Here is a 21,376-nt window from a genome sequence, read left to right on the forward strand (position 1 = left end):
CCTGAAAGAACTCTGCGTCTGTTTTTTGGGGCTGCTGCGCAGCCCAACGCAGGACAAGCCTGCTCGCCACAACAGCCCACTTGTCACAGACGTGGTATGTGTAGATATCTATGCTGCGATGACGGCCTACCTGTGAGTGCATCGGTTACTGACACACGGCTAGCGCAGGCAAGCCAGCTCCCACATCACTCCGAGGCCACATCCTTGCCGGCGGCTTTGGACCGGTACAGTGCTTGATCGGCACGTGCCATCAAGGCGGCGGGCGTTTCGCCCATTCGCCGCTCCACCACGCCCAGGCTCAGGGTGACTTTGAAGTCGCCCACGGCGGGCATCTCGGCGATGGCCTGACGGATACGTTCGGCCAATTGCCTGGCGGTGTCCAAGCTGCTTTTGGGCAGGATCACCATAAACTCATCGCCGCCCCAGCGTGCGAGCAAGTCGGCTTGGCGCATACAAGCTTGCAGGCTGTCTACCACGTTCACCAGGGTCTGGTCGCCGACGCCATGACCATGTTTGTCGTTGATCGGCTTGAAGTCATCGATATCCATGGCCACCAAGGCCAGTGGTACACGGAAGCGCTCGGCACGGTCGCACTCCTCCAGCAACACCTTTTCCAGGCGATAACGGTTGGCGATGCGTGTCAGGGCATCCTGTTCGGCCAGGGAGCGGTTCTCGTCCAACTGCATTTGCAGTTGCTGATTGACCCGTGACAACTCAAGGGTGCGCTCGGCCACCAGCGCTTCCAGCGACTGGTTGCGCTTTTGCAGCTGTTCGATGGAGATTTTGCGTGTATGGATATCGCGGTGTGCGCCGACCATGCGTGCCACTGAGTTGTCGGGGTTACGTGCAATGACGTAGCCACGGTCTTCGATCCACAAGTAAGTGCCGTCAGCCTTGCGGCAACGATACTCGGCCTGGTAATGGGGCGCGCGTTGGCTGATGTAGTCATCAAATACGGCCATGACGCGTGGATAATCTTCGGAGTGGATCACGTTCTCCCAGGTGAACACGCTGTTCTCCAGGGAGTGGCGGGGGTAGCCAAGCATCATGTACCAGCCGGGGCTGCGGTACACGAAACCCGTGTTGGCATTCCAGTCCCAGATGCCGTCGCTGACCAGTTCCATCACCGCATGCAACATGTCGGCGTTGAGTTCGGAAAAGTTATTGCGTAGCGGTTTATTGCCGGATGTCTCGTTCATCTGTGCACTTCCCTGCCTGTGCTGGCTTCCAAGGCCAGTCTTCATTGACGCCGGTACACCGTGGCTGAGGTTACTCTACATCGCGGCTTGCGCGCTTTGAATAGGATGAGTGTGCTGCTTTAGTGGTGTGGCGATAGGCCATTAATCAGCAGGTGGGGCGACATACGTTGTGCTCGCCTGGCACGAGCTTTCACGCCCTGGCGGGCCTTGCTTGCGTGTTCGATACGAGGCGTATTTCGACATGTTGACCCAGAGCCCTTGCCGCACTGGCCAGGGTGGACAGCGTCATGCCCGCGTCGTTTTGGTCCAGCGCTCGATCGACGGCGGTGCGGCTGGTATGCATACGTTCGGCCAGCGCTTTCTTGCTGACCTTCTGCACCTTCATCGCCTCTGCCAATTGCCAGGCAATAACACGCTTCAACGCTCCGGCAGAGACTTCTTCTATGAGCCCATCATCGCTGAGAAAATCATCAAAGTTGGAGCCGATATGCTTATTCATGGAATGTTCCTCAGAGCTTGTTTTTGCGATGCCTGGCGGTGTTCAGGTCGACTGAAGGCGTTTTCTGACTCTTTTTAATAAAGCCGTGCAGCAAAATCATCTGGCTGGCGACCAAGGTAAAAATGACGCGTGCAGCATTTTCACCAAGATCGGTTCGGACCTCCCAAAGGCGATGCTCCAGCTTCCTAACCAACGGCATCCCTTGCGGCCATCCGAGTTGGACCGATTTTATGTCAGTGCCTATAAGCTTTTTTGATTCCCTGGGCAGTTCCATCAGCCATTCACGCACGGGCTCGTTGCCAGCCTCGGTTCGGTAAAATGCGACGTTCAACACGAGAGGTAGGTCGTTCACAGAGAGTGCACCAAAATAGGTTCATAAGGCAATCAGCGATTGAAGGGTCTTTTCGCGAAGATTGGTCAGAGCCTGGCACTTATTTTGTGAGTGGCTGAGGTTGAAGCGTTTCAAAAAAAATCAGTAAAAATAAAGAGTTGTGAGTTTTCTGAATGGTATGTGCGAGATTGGTTTGCCAGGCGTAAGAAAACTCACTTCGGCGCCACCATGCGCGTTCGCGGCTTGCCATCCGCGTTGTGCTGGTAAATCCCCTCCGGCTGGCCCTGCGCATTGAAAAACACTTGGCCGATGCCCGCCGAATTCCACAGCCGTTCACCCGCCTCGGCGTGTTCCGGGATATGCGGCACTACCTGCATGGTGCGCCGGCGCGTGAAACCGTTGAGGGGCGAGCGCGGTGAGTAGAGCCAGCGGTTGAGGCGGTCGAACCATTCCAGCAAACGCGCCGGGAACTGGTTCTTGATGCCGCTGCTGGTGATCTGCCAGATTTTTGGGCCGGCGCTGCGGTGGCGAATCAGCACTTCATAGACGAACGAGTAGTGCACATCGCCCGACAGGATCACGTAGTTACCTGGCGTGCGCGAGTGGCGAAAGATATTCAGGATCACCTGGGCGGCGCCGCGATGGGCCATCCAGTTTTCGGCGTCTACCAGCAGTGGGTAGCCACACCAGCTGAAGACCTTCTGCACCGTCTCGATCAGCTTGACGCCGAAGATCGGCGCGGGCGACACGATGATGGCCGACGGGTGGTCCAGCAGGGCCTGCTGCAGTTCGCTCAACGCTTCCCAGTCCAGCAGGCCGGAAGGTTGCTTGAGCGCAAACTCACTGCGCCAGCGCCGGGTGCGAGTGTCGAGCACCACCAGTGCGGGCGTGGTGGGCAGCACGTAATGCCAGTGCTGGAATTTCAGCAGGGTTTGCACTAATTCATCGTGGGCACTGGCGTGCAAGTGGTTGTCTTGAACGTTGGCGGTCAGCGCCTGGGTGTGTTCCAACAGTTTGCCAAACACATCTGGCTGGTTGCCCCAGCCCTGGCACAGCATATAAGCGAGCAGGGCATTGCCGATGATGCGTTTGGAGAATGGATGGCCGTAGGCGGTGGCCTCCCATTGCGCGCTGAGGTTCCAGTCGTCGGTGATGTCGTGATCGTCAAAAATCATCAGCGTCGACAGGTGCGCGAAGACCCGCGCAACGCCGGGCAGGCCGTCACGGAACCGATCGACCTGCACTTGCTCGTGGTCGTAGCGCAGGTGTTCCGGCGTGCTTAATGATGGCGGCTGTGGCGTGATCAACGTCCAGGGCGTGGGCGACCACACCAACAGGTACATCGCCAGTACTTCGGCAAAGGTCACCAGGTGGTTGTCGGCGGTGCTGCTGGTAAAGATCGGTTTTTTCACACCGCCGAAAAACCGTTCGCGCAGGGTCTCGTTGCTGTCCAGTGCGGGCAGCAGATCTGCGCGGTGGTAATAGCTGGCGCGATGCCCGTAGAGGCTGGCGCTGTCATCCACCACGGCGCCTTCCAGGTATTCGTCGAACAACGCCAGGCGTGCGATCAGCGCATGAATCGCGCGCAGCATGGGGCCGGCCACATCATCGGCGTAGACCTGGTCACCGCTCATCATCAGCAGCGCCGGGCGCTCGGCCGGTGTGCGCGCGTCAGCCAGCAGGCGGTCGACGCACAGCAAACCGTCATCGGCGTGGTGATGGGGTTTGCGGCAGGAACCATGCACCAACTGGTGGATGCGGCTATGCACTACGAAATTCGCCGATGGAGCATCGGCATACAGCAGGTGCGGCGCCCATTGCGCAATGCCACAGCCGTCGACCAGCAGGTCGTAGTCGATGCTCACGTCCAGCGGCAGGGCTTCGCTCAGGGAAACGTCGATCAGGTGGATAAAGGCGTGGCGTCCAACGGGCACGACTTGGCACTGCTGGGTGTCCAGATCGATCGTCAGCGTTTGGCCTTGAGGCACTTGCAGCTTTAAGCACAATGGCAGGACACGGCTGCCCACCAGCCAGATCACCAGACGCTGGGGTTCCAGGCGCCTGAGCAGTGGGCCGGCAATGACGGCGGGCAGTGTGTCGGATGGCGGCATGAAGCAAGCAGCTCATACAAGGTAGGACTTAAAAGGGTAACGCAGAGGATGTCAGCGTTTTGTTAAAGGCGTGCCGCAGATACCTTGCAGCCGATTACCCTTGTTGTGTTAGAGCAGATGGCCTTGCCCCAGGGATTCCAGGGACGTTCGATAAGGCTTGGGCTTGGGCGGTGCGTTTTGCATCATGGGGTTACTGTCAGGACGTGAGGGCTTTTCAGCGGACTGGGTGGCGATTTCAGCCATTTGGTTGGCCAGTTGGAAAGCTATGTTGAACTGAAAGCCGGGCAGCATGTGGACGATACTCATGGGAAAAACCTCTTGCTCAATTGGAGGGATGTTCTCGCATCAATACTCCCTTTGACTGCGCACCCACTCAGTGGCACTGGCCGGGTTAACGTTCCCGGCCATGGGTTTCTGCATGTTTAATATCCGTAGGACTGAATGCGTTTCAGACAGACTTGGGTACCGTAAACCTGAACTCACTGCCACGCCCCAACTCACTCTCAGCCTCAATCCGCCCGCCGTGGGCCTGCACGATACCTTGGGTGATATACAGCCCCAAGCCGCTGCCGGTGGGGTTGTTTTCGGTCTGGGTCCAGTAGCGATCAAACACATGGGGCAACTGCTCAGGCGCAATGCCTTCGCCGGAGTCGCGCACCGAAAACACGATATCTTCACCATTGCTCATGGCGCTGATGCCGATATTGCCCTGGCGCGGGGTGAACTTGATGGCATTGCCGATCAGGTTCGACAGCACCTGGAACAGGCGCTCCGGGTCGGCATGGATCAGCAGGCCGGGCTCGGCGTTGAACGACAAGTCGATGCCTTTCTCCATCGCCAACGGTGCGAGCAGCGAATAGGCCTCTTCGAACATCTGGCTGACGTCCAACGACACCGGCTTGACCACATAACGCCCGGCCTCGATTTTCGAGGTGTCGAGCAGGTCTTCCAGCAGCACATTCATACGCCCGGCGGCCTGTTGCATGGTGTCGATGGCCGAGGAAATTCGCCGTGAGGTATGTGGGCCGTCGGAGCTGAAGGCTTTCTGCATCATGCCGCAGAGCATCGAGATGACCGTCATCGGGTTGCGCAGGTCGTGGGACACCACCGCCACCAGTTCATCACGGGCGCGCACGGCTTGCTGCTCGCGCAACACTTGGCGGGCCAGGTCATTTTCCAGGGCGGAACGGCGCAGGTCGTTGGCGGCAAACCGGTCGCCGTGGCTCCACTTGGTGGAGATACCGGCCATCTCGACTTTCCAGATTTCAAACGAGGTGCGTGGGCGCAGGCGCAAACCAGCGTCGGAGGTTTCCAGGTTCAGCGGCTTGTTCGGGTCACCGCTCCAGTTGATGTTCTCTTTGACTTCCGGGCGAAACCACAACACGCCGTTATCCACAGGCTTGGGCAGGCTCATGGCCAGAACGCCACTGGCCACTTGCTGGAACTCGGCGGCAGGCGGGTATACCGAGACCAGGTTGTGACTGGAAAACACCGGCTCGTCGCTTTCTTGCAGCCATTTGTGCAGCGCACGGATCTGCGCAGGCTCGGGGCAATTGCCGTAACGGTGCAGTTGTTTGTCTTCGATGATCGCCACGCCGCCCGACAGGGTCAGGTCCATCAGCACCTGCGGCTGCTGGGCCAGGCCATCGAAGACGTTTTGCTCCGAGGCTTTCATCGCGCGGTCCAGCAATGCCAGGGCTTCGACTTTTTCTTCGCGCTGGCGGCTCAAGTCCAGGGCTTCCATGGCGCTGATCTGCAGCGACAGCACCTGGCCGATGGTCTGGCAAGCAACACGCAGGTCGTTGGGCACCAGCAAGGGCTCGCGGTTGCCGCAACTGATCAAGCCCCATAGCTTGTCGCCGGCCATCAACGAGATGCTCATGGACGACAGCACGCCCATGTTCTGCATGTATTGGCAGTGAATCGGCGACACGCTGCGCAAGGTGGCAAAGCTCAAGTCCAGCGGCTGGTCAGTGCCCGGACGCAGCTTGGGCAGCAGCGGCACCGGCTCGTAGGCAGCATTCGGGATGATGCGCAGCCAGTTGGTGCGGTACAGCTCGCGGGCCTGCTCGGGAATGTCGGACGCGGGGAAGAACAGCCCGTTGAACAGCTCCATGGACGGCGCCGACGCTTCGGCAATCACCTGGCCGTGGCCTTCTTCTTCGAAGCGATAGATCAGCACCCGGTCGTAACCGGTCATGGCCTGGATTTCAGTCACGCTGATCTCGTACAGCGCTTGCAGGGTTTTCGCCGACTGCAAGCGTTGCAGCATCTTGCCCAGGTCACTGGTGCGACCATTCAGGGCGCGAGGTTTGAAATCTTCAAGGCGCGGCTCAAATTCCAGCACCAGCACGTTTTGATGGCGATGCAGCAAGCCTTCAAATGGCGCACCATTGAGCGTGACATGCAGCGCCGGCGCGTCGAGAAACGCGTTGTTTTCGGCGATCGATTGCACGGCTTGGGCAGGTTCAACGCCAATTAACTGGTGCAGCGGTTGGCCCAACAGCGCTTCGGGTGCGTGGCCGAACAGGCTGGCCACGTTGGCGCTGACCTGAGTGATGCGCAGCTCAGGCTCCGACAACGTCAACAGCACACCGTGGGGCTGGATCGCGCCCGGGAAGCGAATCGGTTCGTCGGCACAGTTGGCAAGCAGCTCTTCAAAATCGTCGGGTTTCATAGCAGTACCTCCTGGCGGGCGAGCCAATGCTCGAAGCCACTGAATGTGGAGCGGGCCGCATCGACCGCGCGCTGTTTTGCGTCAGCATCCAGCGGCAGGCGGCCCAGGTAATCGAGAAAGTCTTTCCAGCGTCGACCGGTTTCGGCGCCGTATACATCAAGGAACGCTCCGCCGTTATCGGCGTGTATGTCCAGGCGCCGGGCCATTTCCCGGCGCAGCACTTGGCCGCCCAGCGTGGCGCCTTCCAGTACATACAGGGCACCGAGGCAGGCCGCGGGGGTGTCGAAGGTCGGGTGTTCGGTGCAGCGGGGCAGGGCGTTGATGGCGTTATCATTCAAGCCAAGGGCGCGCAAGTCGCCCAGCAGTGTGGGGGTTTTCACACGCAGTACAGCGTCATACCCGTCGGGGATCAAGCCACTGGCGTACAGCGCTGCTTCCATCGGCCCATAAAACCCGTAGTACGCCTGGAGCAAGCGCCGATACCCGCCAGCATCCAACTGATCGGAGAAAAACGGCAAGCGCTTTTCCAACGCCACATGCAGCAAACCCGTGCCTGTGCGCAACGCTTCCAGCAATGAGGGCGCACTAACGTCATGGGCCTGTGAATGCATTCAATAAGCTCGAACTGTGGGCCTTAAGGCCATGAATGACGCGTGAAATGGGCGACGATTCTACACAAGTCATTGCCGTCAACTGTACGCACAAGGCGAAAAGCCTGACCGGCGGATCAGAAAAGTCGCTCCTTGCGTAATAAATGACCACAGGGCACTGCAGCAAGTTCGGTTTAAGTGATGTCGCGACGCTATTAGTGCATGGAGGCGCCTTGCTGGGTCAGTGCGGTTTGCACGCACTCAACCAAGTGCTCTGCACTCCAGGGCTTGGGTAAAAAACGTACAGAGCCGCCGAGTTGCGCCGCCAGCTTGGTATTGCCCGAGGTCAGCACCACCGGCACCGACGGCCAGCGATGCGCGACCACTTTGCTCAAGTCATAGCCATTGAGTAACCCCGGCATCTGGATATCACTGACGATCAGGTCTACCGGATCATCGCCGCGTTCCAGGTAAATCATGCCTTCATCAGCCGAAGGAAACGACGTCACATGAGCCCCGAAGTCCTCCAATACATCCACCATTAACGCACGAATGATTTCGTCGTCTTCCAATACCAAAATCGATGGCTGAGCCATGATCCTTACTCCACCATCAGGGTTCAGTAGGGTGGAGTAGGCGCTGGCTGAATAGGTTCGATTGGATGTTTTTTAAACGATGGGTGGTCGTTTTAGAGCGGTCGCGTGGGGTTGTCCGCAGCGGCACGGCAAGGTGGATACAGGCATAATTGGCGCACCGTTGCCTGCTGTGGAGACTTGCATGAAGTACACCTTACTGACCCTCGCCCTGATCCTCAACACCGCCCCGGCCTTGGCGGCCGGCGATGCCGAGGCGGGCGGCAAACTGTTCAGTAAAACCTGCGGCGGCTGCCACAGCATCGGTGAAGGCGCACGCGGTGGCTTCGGGCCTGAGCTTAACGGCATCATCGGTCGACCTGCCGGCACCACCACGGACTATCAGTACTCCGACGCAATGAAAAACTCCGGCGTGGTCTGGACCCGCGACAAACTCGCGGCCTATATCGAAGCGCCGAAGAAGGTGGTGAGCGGTACGCGCATGATCTTCTGGGGTATCAGCGACCCGGAAAAGATCGAAAACATCTTGGCCTACCTGGAAACCTTCCAACCCAAGTAATCATTCGCGTACGTTCCTGAACAGCATCAACCGCGCACTTTCATGCAGCCCACGGGTCAGCCCCTGCAGGCGCTGAAACTCTTCGGGATGCTGCTCGGCTACATCTTCGCGCGGTGTTTGCGAAGCCAGGTCGTGCAGGGTTGGTGAGCCGCCGTCGTGCTGCATCTGCAACAGGAAGTGCTGGGTTACACCGCCGATAATCGGGAAGGTGCCTTCGTGCAGCACCAGTGGCACCACACGTTCGCCTTCCGGCGCCGGCTGCTGGATATCGCGGCCCATCGCGCCGTTGCGAAACGGCACGCCCGCCATGCCGGCCACGGTTGGCAGCAAGTCCGCCAACCCCACGGCCTCGTCAATAACGCGTGGCTCAAGCCCCGGCGCGTGGATCAGCAGTGGTACGTTGTTGCTTTCCAGGCCCAGTTGCTCAAAAGCTGGCGCCATGTGCGGGATCTGGCTGATGCGTGTGTTGTGGTCGCCGAAGAACACAAAAATGCTGTTGTCGTACCAGCCACCAGCCTTGGCGATGTCCATCAGGCGGCCGATGTTGTAATCCAGCAGGCGCACTGCGTTGTATTGCTCGACACTGCGCGAACCGGCAGCCTGGACTTGTTCCAGAGTTACGGTGTTAAGTTGGAAACCATCATTTTGCTTGGGAATGGTGAACGGCCGATGGTTGCCGGAAGTTTGCAGGTAGGCAAAGAACGGCTGGCCGTTGGGCACGGCGCGCAGCAGTTGGTCGCCTTCCTTGAACAGGTCCAGGTCAGAGATGCCCCACACGTCCACCCGGGGCGAGCGCCAGTGGCTTTCGTCAAACAGCTGCACGCCGTCGATGCTCTGGCGGATCAGCGCGTTGATATTCGCCCAGCCAGCGTTGCCGCCGATCATGTAGAACTTCTGGTAACCCTCGAAGGCGTTGATCAACGTGTGTTGCCGCGTGATCAGCGGGTTGCGCGTGGCGGTCTCCTGGCGGGTCACGTCGGGCACGCCGGTGATGCTCGCCCACACGGTTTTGGCGGTACCGGTGACGGGCACATAGAAGTGTTTGAAGAACCAGCTTTGCGTCGCCAGCTTGTCCAGGTTCGGCGTGGGGTTCAGCGGGTTGCCATAGGCGCCCACGGCGCTGGTGCCGAGGGATTCGAGCATGACGAAAACTACGTTGGGCGGGCGCTCGCCTGCCAGTTTGTAAGGCTGCACGCCTTGTTCGCGGATGAAATTCAGCTGCTGCGCGTCAGGCTGGTCAACGCCCAGGTACTCGACCACTTGTGGGTAATGCGTGCGCACCTGGGCTTCATCGAATTGCGACTGGCCAACCTTGAGCGTGTCGTACAAAAACAGCACCGGGTTCAGGCCCACGGCGGCTACCTGGCTGTTGCCGGAGAAGAACGCATCGCTCCAGCGCAACGGCACCGGGTTTTCCAGGTTGAGATTAGCCACGCGGCCGAGCAAGGCCAGCAGCACGGCGGTCCCGCCAATCACGGACACCAACGTCAGCGTGAGTTTGCCGAAGTTTTTGGGCGCATGATCCAGAGTCAATCGCTCCAGGCACACCAGTGCCCACACCCACACAACCACCGCCGCCAACCAACAGGCAGTTATCCACAGCACCGGGTAGGTTTCCCACACCATCTGTTGAGAAATCTGCGCGTCTTGCAGATAGCGCAGCACCGTCGCGTTGATGCGCACGCCGAGGTAGGCGTAGTGGCCGAAGTCGATGATGTAGATGAGACCCACCACCGCCAGTGCAATCACCAGATAGCCGCGTGCCAGCCAGCGCAGGGCGGGCAGGGTGATAAGGTTCCAGCGCGGTAGCCAGGCGAGCACGGCCACGGGTAGCAGGAGCAACACCGCCAGGCGCAGGTCGAAACGCAGGCCGATGCCGAGGGTTTCCAGCAAGCCCTCGGTGTTTAAATCCAGGCCGGAAAAGCTGATTAAAAACACCAGCCGCAACGCCGCCAGCAGCACAAACACCAACCCGATCGCGCCCACGCCGTAGCGCAGGCGGCGTGATTGCAACGCAGTCATCATTAACCTTCCCAATTTCAAAAAACGACGCAGGCCCACTGTGAGAGCTGGCTTGCCTGCGATAGCGGTGTGTCAGTGCCCGATGTGCTGCCTGAGGCGGCGCATTCGCAGGCAAGCCAGCTCCCACAGTTTGAGTTGCATTAATCCAGCTACCAGGCAGTAGCCCATCAACAGCGGGTCGACCAGGTAATCCCAATAGTTCTCCGATGCCTTGAGCCGCAGCGCAAACGCCAACGTGCCCACCGCCAGCATCCATACCGCCAACCTGTTACGCAGGGCCAGCATCAACAGCGTCAATGCGCCTATCAACACAATCATCGGCCGAGGGTTAAACCCCCAGCGGTACGGGTCGAAATACGTCAGCCCCATCGCCGCCGGGTACAACAGCAGGCACAGCCCGCCAAACAGCATCAACAGTTGCACTTGATGTGCCCGGGCAAGCGGTTGCACCAGCCCCAACCGGCACACCGCCACCCACGCCAACAACACCAAGGTGCTGATCGCCAGGTCATCGGTAAAGCTGCGCACATACGCCGCCAACGGCAGTTCATTCACCGGAATAAAGCTCAACGCCACCAACACCGGCAGCAGCCATGGCCGCCACGGGGCGGTGAACCGGAACGTGCTGAGCAGCACAAACCCCAGCAATACAAAACTCAAATGGGCTTGCCACAACGCCATCATCACAAGCGCTCCGCCAGCCAGGCTTCGTTGAAGCTGACATGTTTGATAAAGGTGTTATTCCACGAGTACACCAAGTGGTACATGCCGTCCGGGCTGCGGCTGAAGTACGGGTATTCGTATTCAAAATCGCAGCCACGGGGTTTGCACACGCGGTAATCCAGGTTGCTCAGAAAGCGCTGTTCCAACGGCAGACGCTTGGCACCGCTGGAGGTACGGAAGCCTTCGCCGATGATTTCTTTATAAGCCTGGGGGGAGAACGGTTGACCGAGCGGGTCCGGCGACTGGTCCAATTGCACCACCGTGCGCCATTGCGTCATCTGCGCGTCGGTGCCGTAGAGGCTGAGCTTGAAGCGGCCGTCTTGCAGGTCGTTGAGGGCGACGAGTAGACCATCGTCTTCAGTCCCTACGGCCGCCAGCGAAGAATTGGGGTTGGCCGGTTCCAGCGGGAACGGCTCGCTCCAGGTTTGCCCGGCATCCTCGGTGCGGCTGGCGAGCACGCGGTGATGGGTTTCACCGGCGTAGCGCAGCATCGCCACGGCCCGCTGGCCGTCTTGCGCCACGATGGTTGGCTGCAGCGAATGTTTGCCGCGGCTGATACGGAATTTGTCGATCACCGCGCCATCGGCACTCAAGTACAGGTACTCGGCAAACTTGCCCATGAACTCGTGATACACCGGCAGGCCAATCGAGCCGTCGGCATGGAACACCGGCGCGGCGCGTACCAAGGTGCTGATATTGAAAAACGGCGAGGTCACCAATTGCCGAGGCGCCGACCAGTTCGCGCCGAGGTCATCGGAGACCATCACGTTGATCGCACTGGTGGCCCAGCCACCGACCGACACCGACACATAAAACATCCACAGGCGTTTATCCGGCCCCAGGGCAATGACCGGGTTGCCCAGTTTGCGAATGTAACGCTGGGTGCCGTCGCGGGTGCTTTCCCGCGTGGCCAGCACCTGCTCGCCGCCCCATTCGCCACTGCGTGCATCAAACCGCGCCGTGCGCACCTGCACATCGGCGGCGCCTTCGCGGGAGCCGGCAAACCACACAGCCATCAAGTCGCCGCCGGGCAGGGCGGTCACGGAGGAGGAGTGCACAAAGTCGGTGAGCTGTGAGGACACAAAACGGCTGGTGTATTGCGGGGCTGCCGCCACCTTCGCCGGGCTCGGGTTCGCCTGGGCAAACGGTGCCAGCACGTGGGGCGGATGGCTCAGCCAGGCGGCGATAAAGACGCCTAGCAGGCTGAAGATCAGTAGGGCGCAGCGCATAGGGAACCTGTGAGAAGAAAGGATGACGGCGCACGTTCACCCGGCAGGCGCTTCCTGCGGCCGGTGAGCGTGCATAACGACAGGTGGTCCCGTACCTGCCGGCACAGTGCAAAACCAACCTTAGCGCAACCTTAGTTGGCAACGAGCCGTAACATCTTTGCCCGAATAGCCCTGCGTAGAACCGGCATGATTTCGCCGTTTCCTACAGAGATTTCGCTATGCGCCTACTCCTCGTCGAAGATGATCGCGCCCTCGGCCAAGGCATTCGCGTGGCATTGGGCGCCGAAGGCTACACCCTGGATTGGCTGCAAGACGGCCTCAGCGCCTTGCACGCCCTGCGCACCGAAAGTTTTGATCTGCTGCTGCTCGACCTCGGCCTGCCGCGCCTCGATGGTCTCGACCTGTTGCAGCAACTGCGCGCCGGGCAGCATGACCTGCCGGTGCTGATCCTCACCGCCCGCGATGGCACCGCCGAACGCATCGCTGGCCTGGATGCCGGCGCCGACGACTACCTGATCAAACCCTTCGACGTCGAGGAACTCAAAGCCCGCGTGCGCGCGCTGTTGCGCCGCAGCCAGGGCCGCGCCCAACCCATGCTCGAACACGCCGGCGTCAGCCTCGACCCGGCCACCCAGCAAGTGCGCTACCAGGGCGATGAGATCATCGTCACCCCGATGGAATACCAACTGCTGCACCAACTGATGGTGCGCCCCGGTAAAGTTGTGACCCGCGAGCGGCTGTCTCGCGCCCTGTATGGCTGGCAGGACCGGGTGGAAAGCAATACGTTGGAGGTGTTGATCCATAACCTGCGCAAGAAGTTATCCACAGAGCTGATCCGCACTGTGCGCGGCGTGGGCTATGTGCTGGCGCTCAAACCATGAGTTCGGTACGCGCACGCATCATTATTCCGGTGCTGGTCCTGATCCTGCTCGGCGACGCCCTGATCAGCTGGCTGGTGCTGCGCGACAGCCACCACGAAATCGAAGAAGTCTACGACGCCCAACTCGCCCAAAGTGCCCGCCTGCTGCAAGGCGTACTGCGCCAGCGCGAACCTGGCGACGCAGACTGGGGCCGCTTGTACGAGGCGTTCGACCAGGCCATGAGCCGCGTGGGCGAGGAGGGCGTGGCCCATCCTTATGAGACCCGGCTGACCTTCCAGGTCTGGCGCAGCGACGGGCAACTGCTCATGCGTTCTGCCGAAGCACCTGTCCTCACAGCACCGCCCACTACACTCGGCGCCCATGACCTGATGGACAGCGGCAACGATTGGTGCGCCTTCCTCCTCGCCGACCCGCAACAAGGCCTGCTGATTTGGGTGGGCGAGCGTGACGACGTTCGCCAGAGTGTGATCGAGCGTATCGTGCGCCACACCCTCTGGCCTACCGTGATAGGCGTGCCGCTGCTGACCGTACTGATCTGGTTGGCCATTGGCTGGGGGCTGACGCCTTTGCGCACCATGGCCCGCAAGCTGCGCGGGCGTAACACCAACGCCTTGCAACCGCTGCACGTGAACCCACTGCCGAGCGAACTGGAGCCGATGCAAACCGCGCTCAACCGGCTGCTGGTGCAGATGGACGACCTGCTGGAACGCGAACGCCGCTTCATCGCCGACGCCGCCCACGAGTTGCGCACACCGTTGGCGATCCTGCGCATCCACGCGCAAAACGCGCAAAACGCTGCCACCGAAGAACAACGGCGCGAAGCCCTGGACTTTCTGGTAAACGGCGTCGACCGCGCCACACGCATTGGCAGTCAACTGCTGACCATGGCCCGCATCGAGCCACAACTGAGCAACCCCGTGCGCAAGCCCGTGCAACTGACGGAACTGGTGCGTGAAGAACTCGCCGAGCTGACGCCCCTGGCCATGGAGAAAGGCGTGGAGCTGGTGCTGGAAGGCGATGAAGAATGTTGGGTGCAAACCGAGCCGGTGGCCTTGGCGATTGCGCTGCAAAACTTGGTGACCAATGCGCTTAACTTTTCGCCGGTGGGTGGCGAGGTACGGGTGGTGATCGGCGTTAATGGTTTGCGCGTGGAGGACCAAGGGCCGGGGATTGATGAGGCGCAGATGGGGCGCTTGTTTGAGCGGTTTTACAGCCGGGATAACGCCAATGGCGCCGGGTTGGGGTTGGCGATTGTGGAGATGATTGTGGGGAAGATTGGCAGTACGTTGAGCCTGCGAAATTTGGAGCAGGGCGGCTTGTGCGCGCAGTTGGTTTTTGACCAGAAAGTGCCGCGTAACATAACCGATTAATGATCCCCACCTGTTACGAGCCAACGGCCTCGTTGTGGCGAGCAGGCTTGCCCTGCGTTGGGCTGCGAAGCAGCCCCAAAGATAGAACTGCTGCACGTCCATCTCGACCGTGAGTACCCTCAGGTATTCAGAGACGGGCGGAGTTTCTTGTTTATCAGCGAACCACTGCGCATGGGATCTAGTTTTTCCGAGTGAGCTCACATTTGTGCAGCTTCGTAATCGAGAGCAATGAAATAGTCGCTTTTCGAAAGAACGATTTCATGAACGAAGAATGGTTGCACATGCGTTAGCCAATCCCGGCGTAGTTCAAACATACCGTTATTCACGGCCTCTCCCTTCGAGAGCCCAAGCTTTGTAACGACGGAGTAGTCCTCGCCCAAGTCCTTTGAGTCTTCCGTGCCACACGCGTATTCCGTGGTTTTGTCGAACCATTCCAATCTCACTTTAAGTCCCATGCGGCCTCACAAGTATTTTTTGATGTTTCGCTTTTTCTTTGCCGGCTTTAGCTGTTCGCCGGTTATATGACTGAAAGCCCCGAGGTGGCTTCCGTCACTTGCCAGATAGGCTTCCAGCTCGCCGTGTTGTGAGTCCCATTCATAAATCGTTCGTCCTTTTTCATCAATCCAGCGCTCTCTTAACCCGCCACCTCCCTGTTTTGGAGTTTTAGGCTTTGTTTTTATCAGGTTTAGAAAGCCGCTTATTTGCTCCTCTTTAGGCGCCTTGTGGTATTTGTGATCCCCAGCCCGAACACTCACCACTACATACAGCGGCCGAACCCCCGACTCCACCGGGAACACCAGAATAAAATCCCGATACTGCGGTGGGTAAATCGGGTTCACCAGAATCTGCGCCGCCTTCTCCGTCGGCGGATAAATCCAGATCACCGGCGCTTGCGGCGCAGCCTCCAAGGCGGGAATCCCCAGCGTGTCGCGCGGATCAACCGCTGGCGTCCAGATCAGCTCCACGCCCTCACCCAAATCCGCCACAAACTGATCGCCACGGCTTTGGAACTGCACCACATCGATCATCTGCCAATCGGGGTTGTTGCCCGTGTAAAACCCATATCCCTTGAGTGTGCCGTCCTCACGCTGCTCGACATGCAAACGCATCTGCGACCGTGCCCGTTGCAGCGAGCGTAATTGCTCCTCGCTGTAGAGCGCGCTATCGCCCAACTCAGATGGCCATAACAACGCGACCAACCCACTCAACAGCCCACCGGCGACAGTGCCAACAGCAGTCGCTGCCGACTCCACTGCCGCCGATCGCAACGCCAATTGCCCCAAGCCGACAGGCAGGGCACTGCCGCTGATCTTGCGCAAGGCAACCGCGCCACGGCTGTCTACCTCGTGGCCACCCAACAGGCTGAAATGGCCGTAGTCCTTGATCAACTCCAGCGGTACGTAACCGGTGGGGTCGTTGTAGCGAATGATGCCGTTGGGCAGTTGGCAGGGTTTTGTGAAGACGCAGCCTGGCGGTTTGGCGGGTGTTGGCGCTGGGGTGGGAGGCGGCTCAAATAAATCAATCGGCGGTGAATAAGGCGCGCGCTTCGGCTGCGGCGTCAGGATCCGCCGTTTGAGTTGTTCTTCTTCGGTAATGGGGTACGAGCGTTCTGACATGACTGGCTCACTTCCTTGTGTGGGAGTGAGCCTATGAGGTGGGAGCGGAGGCTTATGTCGGCTTCGTTCGATGGTTGGTGTGGGAAAAGGAGACTAGCGTTTGGTTAGCCAGGACTGTTTCGATTATTGCGATTTTCGTTTGTTTCGTTTAGCTTTGATTCAACCGAATTGCGTAACACCGGAGCTGCATCATGATCACCAATCAACTCCCCAAAACGATCCTGCCGCTGGAAAAGGAAGTCGAAGCCGCCGTGCAAGGCCAGCGAGAACTGGCATCTTTGCTTTCGACCAAATTTGAAACCCAGCGCATCGACATCTTCGACAAAGAAGACAAACCCCACACACTTGTACTCCCGACCTCAGCCCTGCGCCTGTTGGTCGACATCCTGGGCGAATTGGCTATCGGTAACGCCGTCAAGGTCGTGCCGGTGCATGCCGAATTGACCTCTCAGGAGGCCGCCGACCTGCTCAACGTTTCGCGCCCGCACCTGGTCAAGATGCTGGAGGAGGGCGCCATTCCTTTTACAAAAACGGGCCGGCATCGGCGAATCCGGTTTTCGGATCTGATGGCGTTCAAGCAGCGCCGTGATGAAGAAAGCCAAGAGGCAATGGAAGCGCTGGCGCAACAAGCTCAGGCGTTGGGAATGGGGTATGACGGATGAGGTGTTCGCCGTTTACTGCGGTATACGATGCGTGTGTTCTCTACCCGGCGGCACTCCGGGATTTGCTGATGTGGCTTGGTTTGTCGGGACTGTATCGAGCTCGATGGACGAGCCAGATCCATGAGGAGTGGAAGCGCAACGTTCTCAAAAACCGACCGGATCTTACGGCTGAGCAAGTCAATTGCACGTCGGCGCTGATGGATAAGGCGATACCCGATGCATTGGTGACGGGGTACGAGGATCTGTGTTCGAGTTTGGATTTGCCTGATCCTGATGACCGTCATGTGCTGGCGGCGGCGATTCGAAGCAAGGCTGAAGTTATCGTGACCTTCAATTTGAAAGATTTCCCGGCGCATATCCTGGCTGCCTATGACAATGAGCCTATGCATCCGGATGACTTTATTTCGGATCTGTGGGATTTGGATCAGGCGGCGGTGTTGGGGGCGGCGCAGAAGCAAAGGCGGACGTTGAAGCGACCGCCGATGGAGGCTGGGAGTTATCTTGAGATGTTGATGCGCCAGGGGTTGGTGCAGACGAGTAAGGTGCTTGGGCCATATGGGGTGATGTTGTAGGTTCGAATGAGCGGGAATATTTGCTCGAACGCTCCCACCGAAATTTTTCGCCACAGATAACGCCTATTAGCCATGCCGCTTTCTGCGCTACTTTCCGCACTGTCACTGCAAATTCAGTGACCGGGCCTGATAACCCGTGGAACAATAGGCGCTCAAGCGTCTCCAGCACCATGCCGGCGCTTTTTTTGCGTCCGCACATCCGTGTTATGGCGGCTGTGCGCGGGAGGCCTTCGGGCCTGCCGGGTTCCTATTGTCCCGGTTTATCAGCCTGCGCACAGCTGCCACCCTTTCGCCTGATAACGAATGTGGCAGCTTCTCGACATTAGGAGCTAAATCCATGAGCATTTCTGACAGGCCATATCCTCGTAATACTGCAACCCACACCACCGCCCAGCCCGGAGGTGCCCAATGATCAATCCACCTCTCAACAAAACCCTCGGCATCATCACCTTCTCCACCTGCGGCAAACAGCCCAACCTGCACCGTCTATTCCGCGTCAATGCTGGCGTGCCCATTCGTGACGCCCTGGAGCATGCTTCCGAGTTGCTGCACTGTTCCAAAATGCTCGCATTGGATGCGGCCATGGACAAAGGCGCGGACCGTTATGCCTGGGCGGCGCATTATTTGGGGGAGATGGCGAAGGCTGTGGTGGATGATTTGGCGAATGGGATGTTGCCCAATGGGGTGATGGAGGAGGGGGACGCTGTTTCGGTGTAAGTGGGTGGTTTGAGGGTGTGGCGGCTGGCGTCATCGCAGCATAGGTATCTACACAACTTTTGAAGGCCGCCACTTTCTCCTGTGGCGAGCAGGCTTGTCCTGCGTTGGGCCGCGAAGCGGCCCCAAACCCTGACACTGAGTACTTTCAGGAAAATTGCAGTGCCTTTACTGGGGCCGCTTCGCAGCCCAACGCAGGACAAGCCTGCTCGCCACAACAGCCCACCTACCACAGACTTCGTTTTAACCGGTTGTGTAGATACCTATGGTCATCGCAGGCAAGCCAGCTCCCACATCGGTCGGTGTACATCTGTTGAAGCAGCGTTAGCAGTAAAAAAGACCTTGGGACGCCAGGGTATTTTTTTGCCTGCAGAATCCAGATCAAACGTGCGCGATGTTTGTGTACGGCAGCGAGGCGAAGTCGATCATGTGCCTTACCGTGAGCGGTGTATGACGTTTTGCTCGCGGATCTGTATCTAACGCCCTGCTTTTCAACGCCCTACCATGGCACCCAGCACAATACTGCAGGAGCGACACCATGCCCGAACTGTCCAGCTGGCTTGCTTATGGTCTGATCTCCCTCGGCATGGTGCTGACGCCCGGGCCGAATATGATTTACCTCATTTCCCGCTCGATCTGCCAGGGGCGCACGGCCGGGTTGATTTCCCTCGGTGGCGTTGCCTTGGGTTTCCTCGTTTATATGTTCTGCGCGGCGCTGGGGATTACCGCATTGGTGATGGCCGTGCCTTTTGCCTACGACGCGCTGCGGCTCGGTGGCGCGTTGTACCTGGTGTACCTGGCCTGGCAGGCGGTGAAGCCGGGTGGCCGGTCGCCGTTTCAAGTGCGGGACTTGCCCCAGGACAGCCCACGCAAGTTGTTCATGATGGGCTTGGTGACCAACCTGCTGAACCCCAAAGTGGCGGTGATGTATTTGTCGTTGTTGCCGCAGTTTATTGACCCGAATGGGCATGGCAGTGTGCTGATGCAATCACTGATCCTGGGTTTTACGCAGATTGCCATCAGCGTGAGCGTCAATGCGGTGATTGCAATGATGGCGGGTTCCATCGCCGTGTTCTTCGTCACCCGTCCAGGCTGGCAGGCGGTTCAGCGTTGGGTGATGGGTTCGGTGCTGATGGGCTTGGCTGTGCGGATGGCGGTTGAAGGGCGGCGGTAAGAGGGTGGTTGCAACGTTGTAGTTAGGGGTGGTTAACAGGAGGTTGCATGCTTGAAGTGTGGGGGCGACGTTCGTCATTCAATGTTCAGAAGGTCATGTGGCTTATAGGTGAGTTAGGTCTGGCCCACCGCCATATTCCCGCGGGCGGCCAATACGGCCTCAAGGATTCGCCAGCGTTTCTGCGCATGAACCCCCATGGGCGCGTGCCTGTCATAAAAGATGACGACGGGACAGTGGTGTGGGAGTCGCACAGTATTCTCAGATACCTTGCCGCGCGTCATGGGGCATCTGGTTTCTGGAGTGAGGACCCAGCTCAGCGCTCTCAAGTTGACCGTTGGATGGATTGGTCTCAAACCAGCTTGCAGCCGACGTTTTTAAATGGTGTGTTTTGGGGCTTTTACCGAACCCCTGAGGCGTTGCGGGATCCGCAAGCTATCGAAAAAAGCATCAGCCTCTGCGATCAATATTTTGAGTTACTTGACCAGGTCTTGAGCGAGCAGCCCTTTCTGGGTGGGGAACGTTTGTCGTTGGCAGACATTACTGTTGGCACACATCTGTACCGTTACTTCTCTTTAGCTATTTCCCGCCCACTCATTCCTCACGTTGAGGCGTGGTATCAAAGACTCCGGGAGCGTGAAGCTTATCGCGAGCACGTCATGATCCCTTTCGAAGAGCTTTTCGGTCGGTTGGATTATTAGCCGAGGGGATCAGAAGGGGCGTTGAAACTTCTGGTCTTGAAAAGCTGTTGCTCAGCGAGTCCTGCCGGCGCCGTTAATCTGGTTGGCGCTGGGATGCCAGCGATTGACCTAGCTGTTTCGCACGCCCGTGGTCTGGCGATGCCTGGACGCTGGCGTAGCCGTATTGATGGTGTACCTGGCCGGTATGTTGATCACCGACTCACTGGATATCTTTCAGATAGTCTTTGAGGGTAATCAGCGGGGTACTTAGCTCATCAAGGCTGCTGGCCTGTTGCACATCTGTAAACAGTTTGAGCAGTTCACGGCCCAGCACCGTGTCGGCGCCGCCTAGTGCATTCAAGGCCTGGGCAATGCACTCATTGAGCTTGCGTTGAATCGTCGCCAAATCCCCCTGGCGCACCAACAACCCAAACACTTCGCGCTCATACCCATCCATCACCAGGTCATCGCGCAGCAACGGGCTCGCGCCGTCCGTCTCATGCACCAGCTTGAGAGCAAAAAGCGCAACAGCTTCCAGCGTCAATTCCATGGTTCCGTTTCCTCGTTGTCTGCGTTCGCCTGCCTATACTCACTTTTCTGCAGGCGAAAAAAAAGGCCTTGAATTTCAAGGGCTTTCTTTCGGACCTGTGTAAAAGTGGGTGAGAGCCGGTTTGATAGTCAGGGGCTGAAGGGGCATTGCGCGCCTACGCAAATGTCAGGTCTGCTGATTCGCCGGCTTTTCCTCGCCGCCGATTGCTAACCGTAACGCCTGGGCGAGGTCGCGCGTTTGCCATGAGCCGCGCTGTCAGGCGATCGAACACTCTATATAGCTGCAACCGTGGCACTGTGGATTAATCGAAAAGAATTTCAGGAAGGGGGTTGACCACATAATTGAATACTGTACTATTCGCCTCCCGCTGACGAGCAGCTTGAAGCCGGTTCTGGTTCAAGTAGTTGATTTTGATAAAGAAATCGCTTGACAGCAAATGAGGCTGCTGTAGAATGCGCGCCTCGGTTGAGACGAAAGATCTTAACCAACCGCTCTTTAATAACTGAATCAAGCAATTCGTGTGGGTGCTTGTGGAGTCAGACTGATAGTCAACAAGATTATCAGCATCACAAGTTACTCCGCGAGAAATCAAAGATGTAACCAACGATTGCTGAGCCAAGTTTAGGG

At 58.6% G+C, this 21,376-nt stretch carries 22 protein-coding genes and 1 pseudogene; 8 read left to right on the plus strand and 15 right to left on the minus strand.

The annotated features are described in order from the left end of the window. Positions 1 to 185: 185 nt before the first annotated feature. The 8 genes from HBO23_RS27785 to HBO23_RS27820 all read right to left on the minus strand — a co-directional run bounded on the left by HBO23_RS27785 (position 186) and on the right by HBO23_RS27820 (position 8,003). Positions 186 to 1,199 (minus strand): sensor domain-containing diguanylate cyclase, encoded by a 1,014-nt coding sequence (locus tag HBO23_RS27785; RefSeq protein WP_170040539.1) that lies wholly within the window; start codon positions 1,197 to 1,199, stop codon positions 186 to 188. Between the two features lie 190 nt (positions 1,200 to 1,389). Further along, the gene (locus tag HBO23_RS27790; protein WP_017135408.1) at positions 1,390 to 1,698 is read right to left on the minus strand and encodes an XRE family transcriptional regulator; all 309 of its coding nucleotides are present in this window, start codon (positions 1,696 to 1,698) and stop codon (positions 1,390 to 1,392) included. Between the two features lie 10 nt (positions 1,699 to 1,708). Beyond that, positions 1,709 to 2,050, minus strand: a complete 342-nt coding sequence (locus HBO23_RS27795) for a type II toxin-antitoxin system RelE/ParE family toxin (RefSeq protein ID WP_017135409.1) — start codon at positions 2,048 to 2,050, stop codon at positions 1,709 to 1,711. A 191-nt stretch (positions 2,051 to 2,241) separates the two neighbouring features. Then, positions 2,242 to 4,140 (minus strand): alkaline phosphatase D family protein, encoded by a 1,899-nt coding sequence (locus tag HBO23_RS27800; protein ID WP_170040541.1) that lies wholly within the window; start codon positions 4,138 to 4,140, stop codon positions 2,242 to 2,244. 108 nt (positions 4,141 to 4,248) lie between these two features. Continuing rightward, the gene (locus HBO23_RS27805; protein WP_170040543.1) at positions 4,249 to 4,446 is read right to left on the minus strand and encodes a hypothetical protein; all 198 of its coding nucleotides are present in this window, start codon (positions 4,444 to 4,446) and stop codon (positions 4,249 to 4,251) included. A 142-nt stretch (positions 4,447 to 4,588) separates the two neighbouring features. Further along, positions 4,589 to 6,817 (minus strand): ATP-binding protein, encoded by a 2,229-nt coding sequence (locus tag HBO23_RS27810; RefSeq protein ID WP_099549459.1) that lies wholly within the window; start codon positions 6,815 to 6,817, stop codon positions 4,589 to 4,591. Next, the gene (locus HBO23_RS27815; protein WP_169988409.1) at positions 6,814 to 7,428 is read right to left on the minus strand and encodes a biliverdin-producing heme oxygenase; all 615 of its coding nucleotides are present in this window, start codon (positions 7,426 to 7,428) and stop codon (positions 6,814 to 6,816) included. The genes HBO23_RS27810 and HBO23_RS27815 overlap by 4 nt, the downstream gene beginning before the upstream one ends. Positions 7,429 to 7,622: 194 nt before the next feature. After that, positions 7,623 to 8,003: a response regulator gene (locus HBO23_RS27820; protein ID WP_017135414.1), complete on the minus strand. Its 381-nt coding sequence runs from the start codon at positions 8,001 to 8,003 to the stop codon at positions 7,623 to 7,625. 181 nt (positions 8,004 to 8,184) lie between these two features. On the opposite strand from HBO23_RS27820, the gene HBO23_RS27825 reads away from it, so the two are divergent. Continuing rightward, positions 8,185 to 8,559 (plus strand): cytochrome c family protein, encoded by a 375-nt coding sequence (locus tag HBO23_RS27825; protein WP_017135415.1) that lies wholly within the window; start codon positions 8,185 to 8,187, stop codon positions 8,557 to 8,559. Here HBO23_RS27825 and HBO23_RS27830 read toward each other — a convergent pair whose 3' ends face one another. The 3 genes from HBO23_RS27830 to HBO23_RS27840 all read right to left on the minus strand — a co-directional run bounded on the left by HBO23_RS27830 (position 8,560) and on the right by HBO23_RS27840 (position 12,533). After that, positions 8,560 to 10,581, minus strand: coding sequence for an LTA synthase family protein (locus HBO23_RS27830; RefSeq protein WP_170040545.1), 2,022 nt, complete (start codon positions 10,579 to 10,581; stop codon positions 8,560 to 8,562). A 72-nt stretch (positions 10,582 to 10,653) separates the two neighbouring features. Continuing rightward, positions 10,654 to 11,265 carry a hypothetical protein gene (locus HBO23_RS27835; RefSeq protein ID WP_170040547.1) on the minus strand — a complete coding sequence of 204 codons (612 nt, stop codon included), beginning with the start codon at positions 11,263 to 11,265 and terminating at the stop codon, positions 10,654 to 10,656. Further along, the gene (locus HBO23_RS27840) at positions 11,265 to 12,533 is read right to left on the minus strand and encodes a sialidase family protein (protein ID WP_138452105.1); all 1,269 of its coding nucleotides are present in this window, start codon (positions 12,531 to 12,533) and stop codon (positions 11,265 to 11,267) included. The genes HBO23_RS27835 and HBO23_RS27840 overlap by 1 nt, the downstream gene beginning before the upstream one ends. Before the next feature lie 218 nt (positions 12,534 to 12,751). Between HBO23_RS27840 and HBO23_RS27845 the strand changes: the two genes are divergently transcribed. Then, entirely contained in the window at positions 12,752 to 13,414 is a 663-nt protein-coding gene (locus HBO23_RS27845; protein ID WP_017135419.1) for a response regulator, read from the plus strand. Beyond that, entirely contained in the window at positions 13,411 to 14,784 is a 1,374-nt protein-coding gene (locus HBO23_RS27850) for an ATP-binding protein (protein ID WP_170040549.1), read from the plus strand. Before HBO23_RS27845 ends, HBO23_RS27850 begins: the two co-directional genes overlap by 4 nt. A gap of 197 nt (positions 14,785 to 14,981) precedes the next feature. Here HBO23_RS27850 and HBO23_RS27855 read toward each other — a convergent pair whose 3' ends face one another. Next, entirely contained in the window at positions 14,982 to 15,239 is a 258-nt protein-coding gene (locus tag HBO23_RS27855) for a colicin E3-like toxin immunity protein (RefSeq protein ID WP_169988399.1), read from the minus strand. Between the two features lie 6 nt (positions 15,240 to 15,245). Then, positions 15,246 to 16,400 (minus strand): S-type pyocin domain-containing protein, encoded by a 1,155-nt coding sequence (locus HBO23_RS27860; protein WP_170040551.1) that lies wholly within the window; start codon positions 16,398 to 16,400, stop codon positions 15,246 to 15,248. Positions 16,401 to 16,591: 191 nt separating this feature from the next. Here HBO23_RS27860 and HBO23_RS27865 point away from each other — a divergent pair, with 191 nt between their 5' ends. The 5 genes from HBO23_RS27865 to HBO23_RS27885 all read left to right on the plus strand — a co-directional run bounded on the left by HBO23_RS27865 (position 16,592) and on the right by HBO23_RS27885 (position 20,220). Beyond that, entirely contained in the window at positions 16,592 to 17,062 is a 471-nt protein-coding gene (locus HBO23_RS27865) for a helix-turn-helix domain-containing protein (protein ID WP_017135424.1), read from the plus strand. Continuing rightward, the gene (locus HBO23_RS27870) at positions 17,059 to 17,634 is read left to right on the plus strand and encodes a PIN domain-containing protein (RefSeq protein ID WP_170040552.1); all 576 of its coding nucleotides are present in this window, start codon (positions 17,059 to 17,061) and stop codon (positions 17,632 to 17,634) included. Before HBO23_RS27865 ends, HBO23_RS27870 begins: the two co-directional genes overlap by 4 nt. Positions 17,635 to 18,042: 408 nt before the next feature. After that, positions 18,043 to 18,351 carry a DUF3077 domain-containing protein gene (locus HBO23_RS27875; RefSeq protein WP_017135426.1) on the plus strand — a complete coding sequence of 103 codons (309 nt, stop codon included), beginning with the start codon at positions 18,043 to 18,045 and terminating at the stop codon, positions 18,349 to 18,351. Positions 18,352 to 18,886: 535 nt separating this feature from the next. Continuing rightward, positions 18,887 to 19,522 carry a LysE family translocator gene (locus HBO23_RS27880; protein WP_058420054.1) on the plus strand — a complete coding sequence of 212 codons (636 nt, stop codon included), beginning with the start codon at positions 18,887 to 18,889 and terminating at the stop codon, positions 19,520 to 19,522. Positions 19,523 to 19,569: 47 nt separating this feature from the next. After that, the gene (locus HBO23_RS27885) at positions 19,570 to 20,220 is read left to right on the plus strand and encodes a glutathione S-transferase (protein WP_099549468.1); all 651 of its coding nucleotides are present in this window, start codon (positions 19,570 to 19,572) and stop codon (positions 20,218 to 20,220) included. A 199-nt stretch (positions 20,221 to 20,419) separates the two neighbouring features. Here the strand turns inward: HBO23_RS27885 and HBO23_RS27890 are convergent, their stop codons facing one another. Continuing rightward, entirely contained in the window at positions 20,420 to 20,749 is a 330-nt protein-coding gene (locus HBO23_RS27890; RefSeq protein WP_017134664.1) for a hypothetical protein, read from the minus strand. A 301-nt stretch (positions 20,750 to 21,050) separates the two neighbouring features. Beyond that, a pseudogene (locus tag HBO23_RS33705) lies at positions 21,051 to 21,376 on the minus strand (hypothetical protein); the annotation flags it as partial.

This window comes from Pseudomonas sp. WS 5532 (assembly GCF_012985445.1).
Lineage (GTDB): Bacteria > Pseudomonadota > Gammaproteobacteria > Pseudomonadales > Pseudomonadaceae > Aquipseudomonas > Aquipseudomonas edaphica.